The sequence below is a fragment of the Uniformispora flossi genome, from assembly GCF_049534875.1.
In the GTDB taxonomy this organism is placed as follows: Bacteria; Actinomycetota; Actinomycetes; order Streptomycetales; family Streptomycetaceae; genus Yinghuangia; species Yinghuangia aomiensis.
In genome coordinates this window covers 258,394-273,015 of sequence record NZ_JBMULZ010000009.1, presented here as the reverse complement: position 1 = coordinate 273,015, position 14,622 = coordinate 258,394, and the positions used below count along the sequence as shown (strand labels likewise).

The 14,622-nt window shown below is 72.8% G+C and carries 16 protein-coding genes; 10 read left to right on the top strand and 6 right to left on the bottom strand.

The window, feature by feature from the left end:
* Positions 1–2: 2 nt before the first annotated feature.
* On the bottom strand, positions 3–1,061 hold the full coding sequence (gene tsaD / locus ACPA54_RS21650; protein WP_423532209.1) for a tRNA (adenosine(37)-N6)-threonylcarbamoyltransferase complex transferase subunit TsaD: 1,059 nt from the start codon (positions 1,059–1,061) through the stop codon (positions 3–5).
* Positions 1,062–1,215: 154 nt separating this feature from the next.
* Here tsaD and ACPA54_RS21645 point away from each other — a divergent pair, with 154 nt between their 5' ends.
* Genes ACPA54_RS21645 through ACPA54_RS21635 form a run of 3 tightly spaced genes read left to right on the top strand, consistent with a single transcriptional unit; the run spans position 1,216 to position 2,158 of the window.
* Complete coding sequence (locus tag ACPA54_RS21645) at positions 1,216–1,467, top strand: hypothetical protein (RefSeq protein ID WP_423532208.1); 252 nt, start codon at positions 1,216–1,218, stop codon at positions 1,465–1,467.
* 53 nt (positions 1,468–1,520) lie between these two features.
* Positions 1,521–1,739: a hypothetical protein gene (locus tag ACPA54_RS21640; protein WP_423532206.1), complete on the top strand. Its 219-nt coding sequence runs from the start codon at positions 1,521–1,523 to the stop codon at positions 1,737–1,739.
* The gene (locus ACPA54_RS21635) at positions 1,736–2,158 is read left to right on the top strand and encodes a PIN domain-containing protein (RefSeq protein ID WP_423532204.1); all 423 of its coding nucleotides are present in this window, start codon (positions 1,736–1,738) and stop codon (positions 2,156–2,158) included. The genes ACPA54_RS21640 and ACPA54_RS21635 overlap by 4 nt, the downstream gene beginning before the upstream one ends.
* On the opposite strand, the gene ACPA54_RS21630 is transcribed toward ACPA54_RS21635, so the two are convergent.
* Positions 2,155–2,655, bottom strand: a complete 501-nt coding sequence (locus ACPA54_RS21630) for a Fur family transcriptional regulator (protein WP_423532202.1) — start codon at positions 2,653–2,655, stop codon at positions 2,155–2,157. The genes ACPA54_RS21635 and ACPA54_RS21630 overlap by 4 nt on opposite strands.
* A gap of 100 nt (positions 2,656–2,755) precedes the next feature.
* Here ACPA54_RS21630 and cobG point away from each other — a divergent pair, with 100 nt between their 5' ends.
* From cobG to ACPA54_RS21615, 3 genes are all read left to right on the top strand, one after another.
* Positions 2,756–4,183: a precorrin-3B synthase gene (gene cobG / locus ACPA54_RS21625; protein WP_423532200.1), complete on the top strand. Its 1,428-nt coding sequence runs from the start codon at positions 2,756–2,758 to the stop codon at positions 4,181–4,183.
* A gap of 60 nt (positions 4,184–4,243) precedes the next feature.
* Positions 4,244–4,870, top strand: a complete 627-nt coding sequence (locus ACPA54_RS21620; protein ID WP_423532198.1) for a precorrin-8X methylmutase — start codon at positions 4,244–4,246, stop codon at positions 4,868–4,870.
* 111 nt (positions 4,871–4,981) lie between these two features.
* Positions 4,982–6,562, top strand: coding sequence for a precorrin-2 C(20)-methyltransferase (locus ACPA54_RS21615; protein WP_423532196.1), 1,581 nt, complete (start codon positions 4,982–4,984; stop codon positions 6,560–6,562).
* Positions 6,563–6,657: 95 nt separating this feature from the next.
* On the opposite strand, the gene ACPA54_RS21610 is transcribed toward ACPA54_RS21615, so the two are convergent.
* Positions 6,658–7,398, bottom strand: coding sequence for a cobalt-precorrin-6A reductase (locus ACPA54_RS21610; RefSeq protein WP_423532194.1), 741 nt, complete (start codon positions 7,396–7,398; stop codon positions 6,658–6,660).
* 71 nt (positions 7,399–7,469) lie between these two features.
* On the opposite strand from ACPA54_RS21610, the gene ACPA54_RS21605 reads away from it, so the two are divergent.
* Entirely contained in the window at positions 7,470–8,558 is a 1,089-nt protein-coding gene (locus ACPA54_RS21605; RefSeq protein WP_423532192.1) for a cobalt-precorrin-5B (C(1))-methyltransferase, read from the top strand.
* An 85-nt stretch (positions 8,559–8,643) separates the two neighbouring features.
* The gene (locus ACPA54_RS21600; protein WP_423532190.1) at positions 8,644–10,116 is read left to right on the top strand and encodes an AAA family ATPase; all 1,473 of its coding nucleotides are present in this window, start codon (positions 8,644–8,646) and stop codon (positions 10,114–10,116) included.
* A 36-nt stretch (positions 10,117–10,152) separates the two neighbouring features.
* Here ACPA54_RS21600 and ACPA54_RS21595 read toward each other — a convergent pair whose 3' ends face one another.
* The gene (locus ACPA54_RS21595; RefSeq protein WP_423532188.1) at positions 10,153–10,593 is read right to left on the bottom strand and encodes a hypothetical protein; all 441 of its coding nucleotides are present in this window, start codon (positions 10,591–10,593) and stop codon (positions 10,153–10,155) included.
* 56 nt (positions 10,594–10,649) lie between these two features.
* Complete coding sequence (locus tag ACPA54_RS21590) at positions 10,650–11,894, bottom strand: MFS transporter (protein WP_423532186.1); 1,245 nt, start codon at positions 11,892–11,894, stop codon at positions 10,650–10,652.
* Between the two features lie 178 nt (positions 11,895–12,072).
* Here ACPA54_RS21590 and ACPA54_RS21585 point away from each other — a divergent pair, with 178 nt between their 5' ends.
* A complete protein-coding gene (locus ACPA54_RS21585) occupies positions 12,073–12,672 on the top strand; it encodes a TetR/AcrR family transcriptional regulator (protein ID WP_423532184.1) in 600 nt (199 codons plus the stop codon).
* A 134-nt stretch (positions 12,673–12,806) separates the two neighbouring features.
* Positions 12,807–13,205 (top strand): PPOX class F420-dependent oxidoreductase, encoded by a 399-nt coding sequence (locus ACPA54_RS21580; RefSeq protein WP_423532182.1) that lies wholly within the window; start codon positions 12,807–12,809, stop codon positions 13,203–13,205.
* 135 nt (positions 13,206–13,340) lie between these two features.
* Here the strand turns inward: ACPA54_RS21580 and ACPA54_RS21575 are convergent, their stop codons facing one another.
* Positions 13,341–14,384 carry an SGNH/GDSL hydrolase family protein gene (locus tag ACPA54_RS21575; protein ID WP_423532180.1) on the bottom strand — a complete coding sequence of 348 codons (1,044 nt, stop codon included), beginning with the start codon at positions 14,382–14,384 and terminating at the stop codon, positions 13,341–13,343.
* Positions 14,385–14,622 lie beyond the last annotated feature (238 nt).

Sequence of the window (14,622 nt, the reverse complement as noted above, 5' to 3'; positions counted from 1 at the left end):
TGCTAGCTCGCGGCGCGCAGGCCGACGGGACGCGGCTGGAGCAGGGCGTCGACGAGCGGCGCGGACGGGTCGATCGTCAGATCGAGCGGCGCGGGCGGGCGTCCGGCCCGGATCAGCAGGTCGCCGACGGCGGCGGTCATCGCCCCGTTGTCGGTGCACAGCCGCAGCGGCGGCACGCGCAGCGTGATCCCGGCGGCCGCACAGCGCTCCTCGGCCAGCGACCGCACCCGCGAGTTCGCCGCGACCCCGCCGACCACGACGAGGGTGTCGACCCCGCGGGCCCGGCAGGCTGCCACGGCCTTGCGGGTCAGCACGTCCGCGATGGCCTCCTGCAGCGACGCGGCGGCGTCCGCGACGGCGGGTTCGCGCCCGGCACGCCGCTCCGCCTCGGCCCACCGCGCCGCGGCGGTCTTGAGCCCGGAGAACGAGAACCCGAACGCGGCGTCGCGCGGCCCGGTCATCGGCCGCGGGAAGGCGACCGCCTTGGCATTGCCGGTCTTGGCGGCCCGGTCGACGTTCGGGCCGCCGGGGTACGGCAGCCCGAGCACGCGCGCGGCCTTGTCGAAGCACTCCCCCGCGGCGTCGTCGACGGTGTCGCCGAGGTGCTCGATCGGGTCGGTGGCGAGGTCGCGGACGTAGAGGAGCGAGGTGTGGCCGCCGGAGACGATCAGCACGATCGACGGGTTCGGCAGCGGTTCGCCGTCGAGCGTGGCGGCGGCGACGTGCCCGGCGAGGTGGTGGACGCCGTACAGCGGCACGTTCAGCGCCAGCGCGTAGGCCTTCGCGGCGGCGACCCCGACCTGCAGTGCGGTGGCCAGACCCGGGCCGGCGGTGACGGCGATCGCACCGACGTCAGCGAGCGTGACACCGGCGTCGGCGAGCGCGGCACGGACCACCGGGGTGACGGAGTGCAGGTGCGCGCGGGCGGCGATCTCCGGCACGACACCGCCGAACCGGGCGTGCTCGTCCATGCTCGACGCGACCGCCTGCCCGAGCACGACCCCGTCCCGGACCAGCCCGACCCCGGTCTCGTCGCACGACGTCTCGATCCCGAGAACCACCGGACCCACCGTGACACCGCCTTCACCCTGGGAAACCGCGGCTCCTGCGCCGCACCGGGGCAAGGTTAGCGGGCCGCCACCGCAGAGCCGCGGTCCCCCGATCGGCGTAGCGTGGAGCGAGGGGCAACTCCAGCGCCATCGAGGGAGACGTCCAATGCCCGGATCGACCACCCTGAGCCGCCACGCGTCGGCGACATTTCTCGACCACACGGACGCGGAACGCCTGCTCGCCGTCGTCAACGAACTCGCCCGTATGACCGTCGACACCCCGAACCGCCTGTCGGACGCCCAGGTCGCCGCACTGTGCGGGACGGCGATGTCCGGCCGGGCCGAACTGGCCGCATGGCTCACCGGATTGAGCGTGACGGTGAGCGAGCAGCAACATCATGGTTTGGGGCACGCCTGAAAGTTGCTACGGTCTGTGGTGGGAGCCGCACCGGTTGTGACATGGAGGGGCCGTTGGCCGAAGTTGAAATCAGCGTTCGCATCGACGAGGCGGTCTTGGCGGAAGCAAAGTCGTTGATGCGCACCGAGGGCAACGAGGAGACGCTGCTCGAGGCCGTGACCGTGGCCATCGGCGCCGTGTACCAGCGCCGCGCCGCCTTGCAGCGGATGCAGCAGATGGCGGCCGATGGCGACCTGTTCACGGAGAACGTCCGGGAGAAGCGGCCGGCGTGAGCGAGAGCTACTTGATCGACGCGAGCGCCTGCCACCGGCCCGTCCGCAATGCAGCAGTTGCACGCGAGTGGAACGAGGTAGTCGAAAAGGGTCGGGTCGGCGTCAGCGGATATACCCAACTCGAACTCGTCCACGGCATGAGCGACCGCGCCCATCCGGCGTTCGTGGAACGCGATCTGCTGAATGCGCTCACATGGACCATCGATCCCGACGGTGTTGTGAGACGAGCCAAGCAGGTCCAGGGCATGCTGCGTGAGCGCAGTTGGCATCAGGGCCCCGGCGTCGTGGACCTGCTGGTCGCAGCGACCGCCCAGCTCCTCGGGCTGACGCTGCTGCACTACGACGCCGATTTCGAGACCATCGCCAAAGTCACCGGCCGGCCCCACCGCTGGATCGCGCTGCGCGGCTCTGTCTCCTAAGGCGTAGCACGTCTGCTGGCGGGGGTCGTCGCGCAACTCGCACACACTCCCGTCAGCGCCACCCCCATCGGGTCCAGCCTGAACCCCGCATCGTCCGCCAGGCGCTTGGCCGCGTCGTCGAGCAGGTCTCCCGCGGCCCGTGTCACCGTCCCGCAGACGTTGCAGCGGACGTGGACGAAGGTCTCGTCTTCCCCCGTCAGTTCGCCGGCCAGCCGGTAGGCCGCCGCGTCCTGGCCCATGCGCGTCTGGACGACCAGCCCCAGCCGTTCGAGCGCGTCCAGCGCGCGGTAGATCGTCGTGCGGTGCACGCCCGGCGCCGCACGGTTGACCTCGGCGAAGATGCCGTCCGCGGTGAGGTAGCCGGGAGCCGACGGGTCGGCCAGCACCCGCAGAACCGCCGTGCGAGCGACGGTGACCCGCTCGCCGTGGGCGCGAATCCGGCGGACCGCTTCGTCGACGGTTTGCGCCGGGGTGGGGTGTGGCGATGCGGGGTCCATATGCAACAGTGTTGCATGTAGCCCGCCACCCGGTGATCCGGGCCGGGCGTCGGAAGCCTTCGACGCGAAGGCGCGCACCGCACACCGGAGGGAGCAGCGCATGGACGGCACGCCCGTGGTCCGCGACCGCGCCGACGCCTGCCCCGGCGCGCTCGACGCCGCGCCCGCCGACGACGGACTGATCGCCCGCGTCCGCCTCCCCGGCGGACGGCTCACCCCCGCCGCGGCGCGCACGCTCGGCGCGTGTGCCGACGCGCTGGGCAAGGGCCACGTCGACCTGACCGTCCGCGCCAACGTCCAGATCCGCGGGCTCACCCCTGACGGCGTCACCGCCCTCGCGCCGCGCCTCGCCGCCGCCGGGCTGCTGCCGTCGCCGACTCACGACCGGGTCCGGAACATCGTCGCGTCGCCGTTCGCGGGCCGGGACCCGGGCGCGCTGGTCGACGGCGAAGCGATCGTCGCCCGCCTGGACTCCGCACTATGCGGGGATCCCGAACTCGCCGCGCTGCCCGGCAGGTTCCTGTTTTCCGTCGACGACGGGGGGTTCGCGGTGGCGACCCGCCGGCACGACGTCGCCCTGGTGGCGGTCGGCCCTGACACCGTCGCCTTGTGGGTGACGGGAACGGACACCGGGCTGCGCGCGACCGCCGCCGAAGCACCAGGCTTGGCCCTCTCGGCAGCGCGGGCCTTCCTGCAGCTGCGTGCCGCCGCCGGGAACGGCGCGTGGCATGTCCGCGAACTACCCGGGGGACCCGAGGAGTTGGCACGCGAGTTGGGCGGGACCGCCACGGTGGCCAAGCCGCGACGCGCAGACCCGAGGCTCGGTCCGCACCGGCAGGCCGACGGCCGCTACGCGGTCTCCGCTCTCGTCCCCCTCGGCCGCTTGGCGGCCCGGCAACTGACCGTGCTGGCCGACCTTGCGGACGACGCGGTCGGCTCGGATCGCGGTCGCCTCCGGGTCTCCCCGTGGCGCGGCATCGTCATCGGCGACGTGTCGGCCTCACGAGTAGCCGACGTCGTCGCCGCGCTGGCCGCGATCGACGTGCCTGCCGACCCCGACTCGCCCTGGCGCGACGTCAGCGCCTGCAGCGGCGTCGGTGAGTGCCGACGGGCGGACGCGGATGTGCGGGGGCTGGCGCGGGCGTTCGCCGAGACCGTGGGCGCGGCAGTCCACGAGCCCCGTCGGGAAACACCCGGCAGACAGGAACTTCGCCGCGCCGCGGTCCACTTCGCCGCCTGTGAACGGGCATGCGGACGACCCGCCGGAGCGGCGACCGCGCTGGCCCACGGCAGCACCACCGACGTGACGATCGTCGGCGCATCGGCGGAGATCTCCGGGGCCGTCAGCGCCGCAGTCGGCATCGCCGCCGCCGTGCTTGCCGGCACGTCACCCTCGGGCTCGCCCCCGCACGCCGACCCTGCGCCGAAGGCGCCCCTCACCCACGCCCCTTGCCCCCGCCCCGCCGAACCCGCCGTGGATCGGGCGGAGTCGGTGTCGGCTGCAACCGTCGTGCTTCCTTCCGACTGACCACTGCACTCCGCCACTCCACTCCCACTCCCCGCTTCTGTCTCCCCCGAAAGGCCGCCCGTGGACGACTGGATCAAAGACGGCGCCGAGATCTACCGCCGTTCGTTCGCGACGATTCGGGCCGAGGCCGACCTCGCGCGGTTTCCCGAGGACGTGTCGCGGGTCGTCGTCCGCATGATCCACGCGTGCGGCATGACCGATCTTCCGCAGGACATCGGGTTCCACCCGGACGTCGCGCGGGCGGCGAGTGCCGCGCTGCGCGGTGGGGCGACGATCCTGTGCGATGCGCAGATGGTGGCCTCGGGTGTGACGCGCGCGCGGCTGCCGCGGGACAACGACGTCAAGTGCCTGCTGTCCGACCCGCGCGTGCCGGAACTCGCCGCGGCGCAGGCGACGACCCGCAGTGCGGCGGCCGTCGACCTGTGGGGCGACGACCTCGACGGCGCCGTCGTCGCCGTCGGCAACGCGCCGACGACGCTGTTCCGGCTGCTCGAACTCCTCGACGCGGGCGCGCCGAAGCCCGCCGCGATCGTCGGCGTTCCGGTGGGCTTCATCGGCGCCGCCGAGTCCAAGCAGGCACTGGCCGAACGCGCCGGCGACATCCCGTACTTGGTCGTACACGGCCGCCGCGGCGGCAGCGCGATGGCGGCCGCCGCGCTCAACGCGATGGCGAGCGAGAAGGAATAGGCCGCCGGTAGCGCAACCTGCGGTGCTGTCCACCTAGCTGTTGTCCACGTACGGCGAAGCCCCCACGTTCCCCCACTCCCCCACGTCCCCCGCTCGACCCCGGAGACCCCTGTGACCGAGTCCGCCCCGCCCGCCCCCGTTTCCGCCGTGCCGCCGACCGGGCGGTTGTACGGTGTCGGACTCGGACCCGGCGACCCGGAGTTGATGACGCTCAAGGCGCACCGGATCATCACGTCCGCGGACGTCGTGGCGTACCCGGTCAAGAAGGGCGCCCCGGGGGTCGCGATCACCATCGCGGGTCGCTACCTGAACGACGGTCAGGTTCGGCTGCCGCTGGAGTACCCGGTGACCACCGGCACGACGGACCACCCGGGCGGCTACGACGGCGCCCTCGCCGAGTTCTACGACACCACCGCCGCCGAGATCGCCGCGCACCTCGATGCGGGGCGCGACGTGGCGGTGCTGTGCGAGGGCGATCCGTTCTTCTACGGCTCGTACATGTACTGGCACGAGCGGCTGGCCGACCGCTATTCCGCCGAGGTCGTGCCGGGTGTCACGTCGGTCAGCGGCGCGGCCGCGGTGCTCGGGCGGCCGCTGGTGCAGCACGACGAGGTGCTGACGATCCTCCCGGGCACGCTGCCCGCGGAGGTGCTCGCGGCCCGGCTGCGCACGTCGGACTCGGCGGCGGTCATCAAGCTCGGCAAGCGGCATTTCCCGGACGTGCGGGCCGCGTTCGAGGAAGCCGGGATCGCCGAACGGACGTGGTACGTGGAGCGGGCCACGACCGATCGCCAGCGGATCGAGCAACTCCCGGACGTGGCAGCCGAGTCCGTCCCCTACTTCGCCCTCGTGGTGGCCCCGTCGGCGTCGCCGGGCACGCCGTTCGCGACGAACCGTACGCCGGTCGAGCCGGTGGCGGAGTACGCGGTCCCCGCGCCCACCGGCGTCCTCGGCTCGGTCGACGTCGTCGGCCTCGGCCCGGCCGGCCCGGCGTGGCTGACGCCGGAGGCGCATGCCGCGTTGGCCGCCGCGGACGACCTGGTCGGGTACGGCCCGTACGTCTCCCGCGTATCGCCCCGCCCCGGGCAGCGCCGGCACCTCACCGACAACCGCGTCGAGGCGGAGCGCGCCCGGCACGCGCTGGCGCTCGCCGAGGCGGGTGCCCGCGTGGCCGTGGTGTCGAGCGGCGACGCCGGGGTGTTCGCGATGGCGTCGGCGGTGCTGGAAGCCGCGGACGAGACGAAGAGCCCCGTGCCGGTGCGCGTGGTGCCCGGACTGTCGGCGATGCAGGCCGTCGCGTCGCGGGCCGGTGCGCCCCTGGGGCACGACTTTGCGGTGATCAGCTTGTCCGACCGGCTCAAGCCGTGGGACGTCATCGCCCGCCGCCTGACCGCCGCCGCGCAGGCCGACCTCGCGGTCGCGATCTACAACCCCGCGTCGAAGACCCGCCGTCACCAAGTCGCGGATGCCCGCGACCTGTTCCTCGAACACCGCGACCCGGCGACGCCGGTCGTGGTGGCGCGGGACGTCGGCGGCCCGACCGAGGCGGTGCGGATCGTGGCGCTGGGCGACCTCGACCCGGAGATCGTCGACGTGCGCACGATGCTGATCGTCGGCGCGTCGACGACTCGCACGTACGCCCGCCCGGACGGGACGACGGGGGTCTACACGCCGCGCCGCTACCCGGCGTGAACCACGGCGGCACGGGGCGGGCGTGGGACAGTGGGCGCGCCATGAGCACCGTCACTCTCCACCGGTTCCGCGGCGGGTCGGCCCAGTTTTCGGGCCTACCGCAGGCCGCGCACCCACGCCTCCGCCTCGTCCGCACTCGCCACGCACCGCTCGGCGGTCACCGGCGGGCGGTCGATCATCACCACCGGCACGCCGAGTTCCCTCGCCGCGGCGAGCTTGGCGGCGGTCTGGGTGCCGCCGCTGTCCTTGGTGACGAGTACGTCGATGCGGTGGCGGCGCAGCAGCGCGATCTCGTCCTCGACGGTGAACGGACCGCGCGCGAGAAGCAGTTCGAACCGCGCCGGGACCGGTCCGGTGGGGGGCTCGACGCTGCGGAGGAGAAACCACAGGTCGTCGAGTGCGGCTGCGGCGTAGGGGGCGGTCTCCAGGCGTCCGGTGGTGAGGAAGACGCGGCGGCCGAGCGCGGGGAGCAGGGCGGCGGCGGCATCGGCGTCGGGGATCCGGCGCCAGTCGTCGCCCGCTTCCGCCGTCCAACCGGGACGCTGCAGGCGCAGCAGCGGCACGTCCGCCCGGGTGCACGCGGCGACGGCGTTGGCGGAGATCCGCGCGGCGAAGGGGTGGGTGGCGTCGACGACGGCGGTGACACCTTCACGGGCGAGGTGGGCCGCGAGCCCGTCCACACCGCCGAACCCGCCGATGCGGGACTCGCCGACGGGGAGCACGGGCGCCTTGGTGCGCCCGGCGAGCGACGAGACGACGCGGAGGCCGGGGGTGCCGTGCAGGCGCGCGGCGAGCGTGCGGGCGTCCGACGTCCCGCCGAGGATCAACACGTGCACGGGTACTCCTTTGCCGCTCCCCGCCCTGCCGTTCCCCGCCATCCCATCACCCGCGGTTCGGAGGCTCGCCGATGACCCGCCCCCCGGGACCGCTGCGCCGCGGCTGGACGACGGGCGCGTGCGCGACGGCCGCCACCACCGCGGCCTACCAGGCCTTGCTGACCGGGGAGTTCCCCGACCCGGTGACGATCACGCTGCCGGGCGGGCAGACCCCGGCCTTCGCCCTCGCCGTCGAGTCGCTGTCCGACGACGCGGCGATGGCGGGCGTGGTCAAGGACGCGGGCGACGACCCGGACGCCACCCACGGCGCCCTGATCCGCGCCACGGTACGCCGCGGCACCCCCGGCAGCGGCGTGGTCTTCCGCGCGGGCCCGGGCGTCGGAACGGTGACGCTGCCGGGCCTGCCGCTGGAGGTGGGCGAACCGGCGATCAACCCCGTCCCGCGCCGCATGATGCGCGACCACATCGCCGCGGTCGCCGCGGCCCACGGCGCCTCCGGCGACGCGGTGGTCGAGATCTCCGTCGACAACGGCGAGGAGATCGCCACCCACACATGGAACCCCCGCCTGGGCATCCTCGGCGGCCTCTCCATCCTCGGCACAACGGGCATCGTGATCCCGTACTCCTGCTCGGCCTGGATCGACTCGATCCGCCGCGGCATCGACGTGGCCATCGCCACCGGCGAGACGCACGTCCTGGGCGCGACGGGCACCACCTCCGAACGCGTCGGCGCCGAGATCCACGGCCTCTCCGGCACGGCCCTCCTCGACATGGGCGACTTCGTCGGCGCCCTCCTGAAATACCTCCGCCGCCACCCCATCCCCCACGTCACCATCGCCGGCGGCTTCGCCAAACTCAGCAAACTCGCCGACGGCCACCTCGACCTGCACTCGGCCCGCTCCCAGGTCGACCTGACCTCCCTGGCCGAACGCGCCGCCGCCCTGGGCGCCACGCCCGCCCTGACCTCCGCCATCCGCAACGCCAACACCGCCCTCCACGCCCTCCAACTCGCCGAAGCAGCCGCCCTGCCCCTGGGCAACGCCGTCGCCGCCGCGGCCCGCGAGGCGGCCCTGCGGCACCTGCACGGCAGCGCGATGCCGATCGAGGTGGACGTGATCGCGGTGGATCGGATGGGGAGGGTGGTGGGGAGGGCGGCATGAGACCCCGGCAGCCGACTGCGTGGAGGTGCTGCCTATATAGAGGTACAGTTTATATAACTGTACCTATACATTCGCGGAGAGGCCTGTGCGCAAGCCCGCCGAGATGTTCGATCGCGAGTACGAGTGGTCGGCACTGACGCGCTTCATCACCGACGAGCAGCCCGGCGCCACGCTCGGCGTCGTCTCCGGGCGGCGACGCCAAGGCAAGACTTTCCTGCTCGACGCGGCATGCCGGGCCGCGGGCGGGTTCTACTTCGGGGCGACCGAAGCCACGGACGCCGAGTCTTTGCGCCGCATCAGCACGTCGCTGACCGCGCACGTGCGGCCCGCCGCACCGTTCCATTTCGCCAACTGGAGCGAAGTGATGGACGCGCTGTTCGCGCTGGGCACGGAGCGGCCGGTGCCGGTCGTCATCGACGAGTTTCCCTACCTGGTGCGGGCCAATCCGGAGCTGCCGTCGATCATCCAGGAGGCCTTTCGGCCGCTGCGCGATGCCCGGGCGGCATCGCGCGCGCGCGTGCTGCTGTGCGGGTCCGCGCTGTCGTTCATGGGCAAGCTCCTGTCCGGCAGTGCCCCGCTGCGCGGACGCGCCGGGCTGGAACTGGTCGTCCGCACCCTCGACCACCAACTCGCCGCCGAGTTCTGGGAGATCACCGACCCGCACCTTGCGCTCCGGGTCAACGCCATCGTCGGCGGCACGCCCGCCTACCGGCGCGAATTCGCCCGGGGCGACAGCCCCAGGGACGGCGAGGACTTCGACCCCTGGGTCGTGCGCACGGTCCTCAACCCCGAGACTCCGCTCTTCCGGGAGGCTCGCTACCTCCTCGCCGAGGAACCGGACCTCCGGGATACCGCCCTGTACCTGTCCGTCCTCGGCGCGGTCGCCGACGGGAACGCGACGCGTGGCGGCATCGCCGGGTACCTCGGCCGCAAGGCGACCGACCTCGCCCACCCGATCACCGTGCTGGAGGACGCCGGACTGCTGCACAGGGACCAGGACATCTTCCGCGACAACCGCCCGACGTACCGCATCGCGGAGCCGCTCATCGGCTTTTACCACGCGGTCATGCGCCCGGTCTGGGACCAGCTCGAACGCCCCGGAAGCGCCGCCCGGGTATGGAAGGCCACCCGGCGCCGCTTCGTCTGCAACGTCGTCGGGCCGCACTTCGAGCAGGTATGCCGCGAGTGGGCACTTCACCACGCCGATCCCGAGCTGCTCGGCGGGCTTCCGGCCCAGGTCGGGCACGGAGTCGTCCACGACACGACAGCGCGCGTCGGCCACGAAGTGGACGTTGCCGTAGTCGGACTCGCCGACGGCCGCAAGCCGCCACTGCTCGCCATCGGCGAGGCCAAATGGAACGACGTCATGGGTCAGGCACACATCGAACGCCTGCGCCGCATCCGGGAAATCGCCGGCCGAGCGGGACGTTACGACGCCTCCGCCACCAAGCTCCTGTGCTTCAGCGGCGCGGGATTCAACGACAAGGCGCGGGCCGCGGCTGACGCGGACCCGACGATCGAACTGGTCGATCTCCGGATGCTGTATGGCTTGAGCTGACGTGGGCGGTTGTACCTGGGAGACCACCGGGCTCGGTCAGCTCGGCTCCGGCACCCAGCGGACGCCGATGGCGTCGAGCCAGGTGTAGTCGTAGCCGATCAGGTCGAGTTGTCGGCGCATCCAGGCGCGGCAGGAGTCGTCCTTGGACACCCAGGCGAGTGAGAGCGGGTGTGGCTGTATCGGGGGCTGACTGCGGCGCCGGAGCCGGCGACGGCGCGGGGGATCGGCGACCGCGCGCGTGGGCCACTCCATCACGAGTTCGGCGACGGCGTAGATCTGGCGGCGGGCGTCCGTCGTGCCGTTCCATCCGGAACCCGGGCCGTAGTACAGCCGGTCGCCCAAGGCCATGCTGCGGATTTCCCGGAGCGCGCGGTAGGACAGGAAGGCCATGGCGCCCTGGTCTTCCTTGGTCAGCGGCCGCGCCGTCACCCGGAGCACGTCTTCATGGGAGGTGATGATCCGCAGATCCGTGGCCATGTTGGCAATCGTAAGCGGCTGCCCCGGCCAGGGAGATCGCCCGGCGGTGCCTTCCGTCAGCTTCCCACCGTCGCCTCGGTCCGCAGTTCCTCGTGGTTCGGTTGCTGCTGTCGGTTGCGCGGCTTGCGCATAACGGCCACGGTCAGGGAGATCAGGGCCAAGGCCGTGACCACGCTGCCGTAGACGACTGCGGTGCGGAGGAGGCCCGCGTGGGGGACGGTGAAGCCGGCGATGACGGCGGGGACGCAGAAGGCCAGGTAGTTGAGGACGTAGAGGGCGGCGAAGAGTTCCGCGCGTTCGGCGGGGGCGGCGGTCGGGACGATGGTGGTCAGCGCGCCGAGGAAGGCCGCGCCGAAGCCGTAGCCCGCGACCGCGCTCGCCGCGAAGAACAGTGCGGTGTTGTGGAGGCCGAGCGCGGCGAGGGTGGCCGCGGCGCCGGCGGCGAGGGCGGTCGAGCCGATGATCAGGGTCGGGCGGGCCGCGCGGCCGCGCATCGTGAGGGAACCGGCCACCGCGCCGGACATCATCGTGGTGATGGCGAGTCCGGCGACGAAGTGGTTCTGCACGTGCAGGATTCCGGCCGCGAGGGTCGGCGCCAGGGACAGGTACAGGCCGCCGAGCGCCCACACCGCGACCAGCGCCGGGAGCACGGCGACCAGCGGTCCCCGCGACGCGCGCGGTAGGCGGACCTGCGGCAGCAGCGAGCCCGCCGCGCCGGGCCGACGGGTCACCGTCTCGGGTATGCAGACGAGGACGACCGCTGCGGCGAGGCTCGCGGCGAGCAGCACGACGAACACGGTCACGCGCGGCGCCGGCCCGTACTCGACCAGCAGACCCGAGCCGAACGCGCCGAATGCCAGGCCCGCGGTCGACGCCGCGCCGTTGATGAGCGCGCCGAGCCCCGGCCGGTTCTCCGGCTCCAGGTCGACCAGCGCCGCCGCGATCGCGCCGGTCGCGATGCCCGTCGCGAGGCCTTGGACGGCCCGCGCGGCCAGCAGCCACCCGACCGACCGCGCCTCGGCGAACACCAGCATGGCGACCGCTTCCACGACGAGCGCCCCGATCATCACCGGGCGTCGGCCGAGGTAGTCGGACAGGCTGCCCAGCGTCAGCAGCGCGAGCAGCAGGAACACCGCGTACACGGCGAACACCGTGGTCAGCATGCCCGCCGAGAAATGCCAGCGGGCCTGGTACACGACATACAGCGGGGACGGCGCCGACGCGGCGAACATCAGCACCAGCAGAGCGGCGGTGACCAGCCAGAACGCCGCGGTGCGGGACACGCGGAAGGAACCGGGCATGCGGGGGACCTCGGGGCGGCTCGAAAGCGAGGCGCAAGGCGGTGGACCGCGGCCCCGGGCAGGAGGTGGGTGCCGCGACGGCGTGCAGACCCCACCGCCCTAACACAAAGATCTTGGCTTTAATGGACGCTACACCTGACTCCGCCAAAAGCAAAAGTCCTGGCGTTAAGGTGGCGGAGTGAGCCCAGACACCCCGGTCGGCGCGGACGAGCGCCCTCCCGTCCGCCGCGAAGGCGGCCGCAGCGCGCGCGTTCGCGCGGCGGTGTTCGCCGCCGCCGCCGAGTTGATCGCCGACGGCGGCGCCGAGCGCCTCAGCATCCCCGCGGTCGCCGCCCGGGCGGGCGTCAACCCGACCACGGTGTACCGGCGCTGGGGCGACGCCGCCGGCCTGCTCCGCGATGTGACCGCCAACCGACTGGCCCCCCACGACCCGCCCCCGGACACCGGCACACTGCGCGGCGACCTGTCCGCCTGGGCCGCGCAGACCCTCGGCACCATCACCACCACGGAGGGCCTGGCCCTGCTCCGCGGGTCGGTCGCCTGCGCCGCGACGTCCGAGGGCCCCAGCCCCCGCATGGCCGCCCGCGAAGGCCAACTCGCCGCGGTCCTCGCCCGCGCCGCCGAGCGCGGCGATCCCCACCCGACCCTGCGCCAGACCCTGGACTACCTGCTCGCCCCCCTGTACCTGCGCGTCCTCCTCAACCTCGCCCCCGCCGACACCGACTACGCGGACACGCTGGTGGACGACTTGGTACGGCACTACGCGAAGCCCGCGTAGCGTGCGCGGCGACGGGGCGGGCGCCGGCGCCGGGACACCGAGACGACGTCATTGCGGAACAGCGATGAGTCCGTGCCCCCGCGCGGGTCTACCCCACGAGAGCTTCTCGACTTCGCCTGAAGGATGGTTCTGCCGTGAGTGATTCGTCCCGTTTCCCGGAAGACGTGCGCGCGCTCGTCGCCGGCACGAACATCGCGCACCTGGCCACGCTGCTGCCCGACGGGTCGCCGCATTCGGTGCCGCTGTGGGTGGGCCTCGAAGGGGACCGGATCGCGTTCCTGACCTCGCCGGAGTCGCGCAAGGCCCGGAACGTCGCGAAGGATCCGCGGGTGGCGCTGTCCTTGCTGGACGCGGAGCAGCCCACGCGGATGGCGCACGTCCGCGGCCGGGTCGTGGCGTCGGTCGACGGCGACCCGGGGTGGGCGATCATCGACCGCATGGCGCAGAAGTACCTGGGCATGCCCTACCCGCTGCGTGAGGACCGCGTGGTCTACCTCGTCGAGGTGGAACACGCCGGAATCATCGCGTTCTGAGGGACGGGACGCGCCGGGCACGGCCGCCGGCTCGGGAGGCAACAGCGAACTCCGGTTGCACGCCGTGGACATGCTGCGGCGTGCAACCGGAGTCACGCCGCGCGCCCCTGACGGGGCGTCGGCGTCGAGGGGTGGTCAGCGTTCGAGGAGCGCGATGCGGAGGGCTCGTTCGACGTGGGTGGCGGCGTTGGCGTGGCCCTCGGCGTTGGGGTGGACGAGGGTGACGCGCTTGTTGATGAGGCCGCAGTTCAGGAGCGTGCCGGGGAGGCTGCTGGGCCAGTAGGACTCCGCGTCGCCACAGAGTCCTTCGACCCACTTGGTGCCCGCGGGCTGGCACGCGTCGTGGCCCACACTGGAGGAGTAGATGTCGACGTAGCGGTCGCCGAAGAACGACGTGACCCGCTGGATCGTGCTGTTGAGCTGCTTGAGGACGTCGTCGCGGAGCCAGTCGACGTCGGCGTGGGTGATCGAGCCGAGTTCGGTGAGGGCGAGGCGGTTGCAGTCGCTGCCCTGCTCGGGCAGGACGGCCGGGTAACCGACCGTGATCACCTTGGCGTTGGGCGCGGCCTGGTGCACCTGCGCCAGCATCTCGATGTACTCGTCCTGGACCCGGGCCAGCTTGTCCTGGACGCTCTCCTCGCCCTGCGGCGGGCTGGTGTAGTACTCGCGGCAGGACTTGCCGACCAGGCCGGTTTCGAGGCACTTGAGGAGCATGCCGCCGAAGGGCAGGCTGTTGCCGCCGACCCCGATGGTGACGATGTCGGTCTGGTCGTTGAGCTTGGCCCGCTGGATCTGCGGGTCCACCGGCGACCAGCCGTCCGCGGGAGGCTGCACGGGGCTGATCGGCGTCTGCTTGGCGGTGGCGATGTCGGTGGTGGTGGCGCCACCGCAGCTGACATTGGTCAGGTGGACGGGCTTGCCCGGCGGGAACTCGGCCAACTCCCGGTCGACGACGTCGGGGTAGGAGTTCGTGGTGCGGTCGCAGCCGTCGCGCGCCGCGTCGCCCAGCGGGGGCTGCGGGTCCCCGACGAAGACGCCGGCGGTGTACGAGTCGCCCAGCGCGGCCCACTCGTACTGGTCGGCCGCCCCCGCGGAGCCCGAGGGCAGGAACGCGGCCGTGGCCAGCGCGAGTCCCGCGGCCAAGGCGCGCAGGCGCAGCCGGGAAACAGGGTGTCGCATGGATCCTCCAGGATCGGCGGAAGACACCCGGGCCGGGGCACGGCCGCGGGCGGAGGTCACCTCGGCGAGATCATCCACCTGGTTGGATGGTTCGACGGGCGAATGCCCCGCGCAGCCCCTGATCGGCCTAAATGGTCAGATCTTCGGCAGCCGCCGCCCCGCGGACGGGTGTCCGGGCACGCCGGATCGACACGCCCCCGACCGGAGCAATAGGGCTGCCGGTGTCGGGTCGTTGCGG

Coding starts and splice junctions, on each gene's coding strand:
- ACPA54_RS21645 (WP_423532208.1), top strand. CDS start 1,216: ATGCCCGGATCGACCACCCTGAGCCGCCACGCGTCGGCGACATTTCTC.
- ACPA54_RS21630 (WP_423532202.1), bottom strand. CDS start 2,655: ATGGACCCCGCATCGCCACACCCCACCCCGGCGCAAACCGTCGACGAA.
- cobG (WP_423532200.1), top strand. CDS start 2,756: ATGGACGGCACGCCCGTGGTCCGCGACCGCGCCGACGCCTGCCCCGGC.
- ACPA54_RS21605 (WP_423532192.1), top strand. CDS start 7,470: ATGACCCGCCCCCCGGGACCGCTGCGCCGCGGCTGGACGACGGGCGCG.
- ACPA54_RS21595 (WP_423532188.1), bottom strand. CDS start 10,593: ATGGCCACGGATCTGCGGATCATCACCTCCCATGAAGACGTGCTCCGG.
- ACPA54_RS21590 (WP_423532186.1), bottom strand. CDS start 11,894: ATGCCCGGTTCCTTCCGCGTGTCCCGCACCGCGGCGTTCTGGCTGGTC.
- ACPA54_RS21575 (WP_423532180.1), bottom strand. CDS start 14,384: ATGCGACACCCTGTTTCCCGGCTGCGCCTGCGCGCCTTGGCCGCGGGA.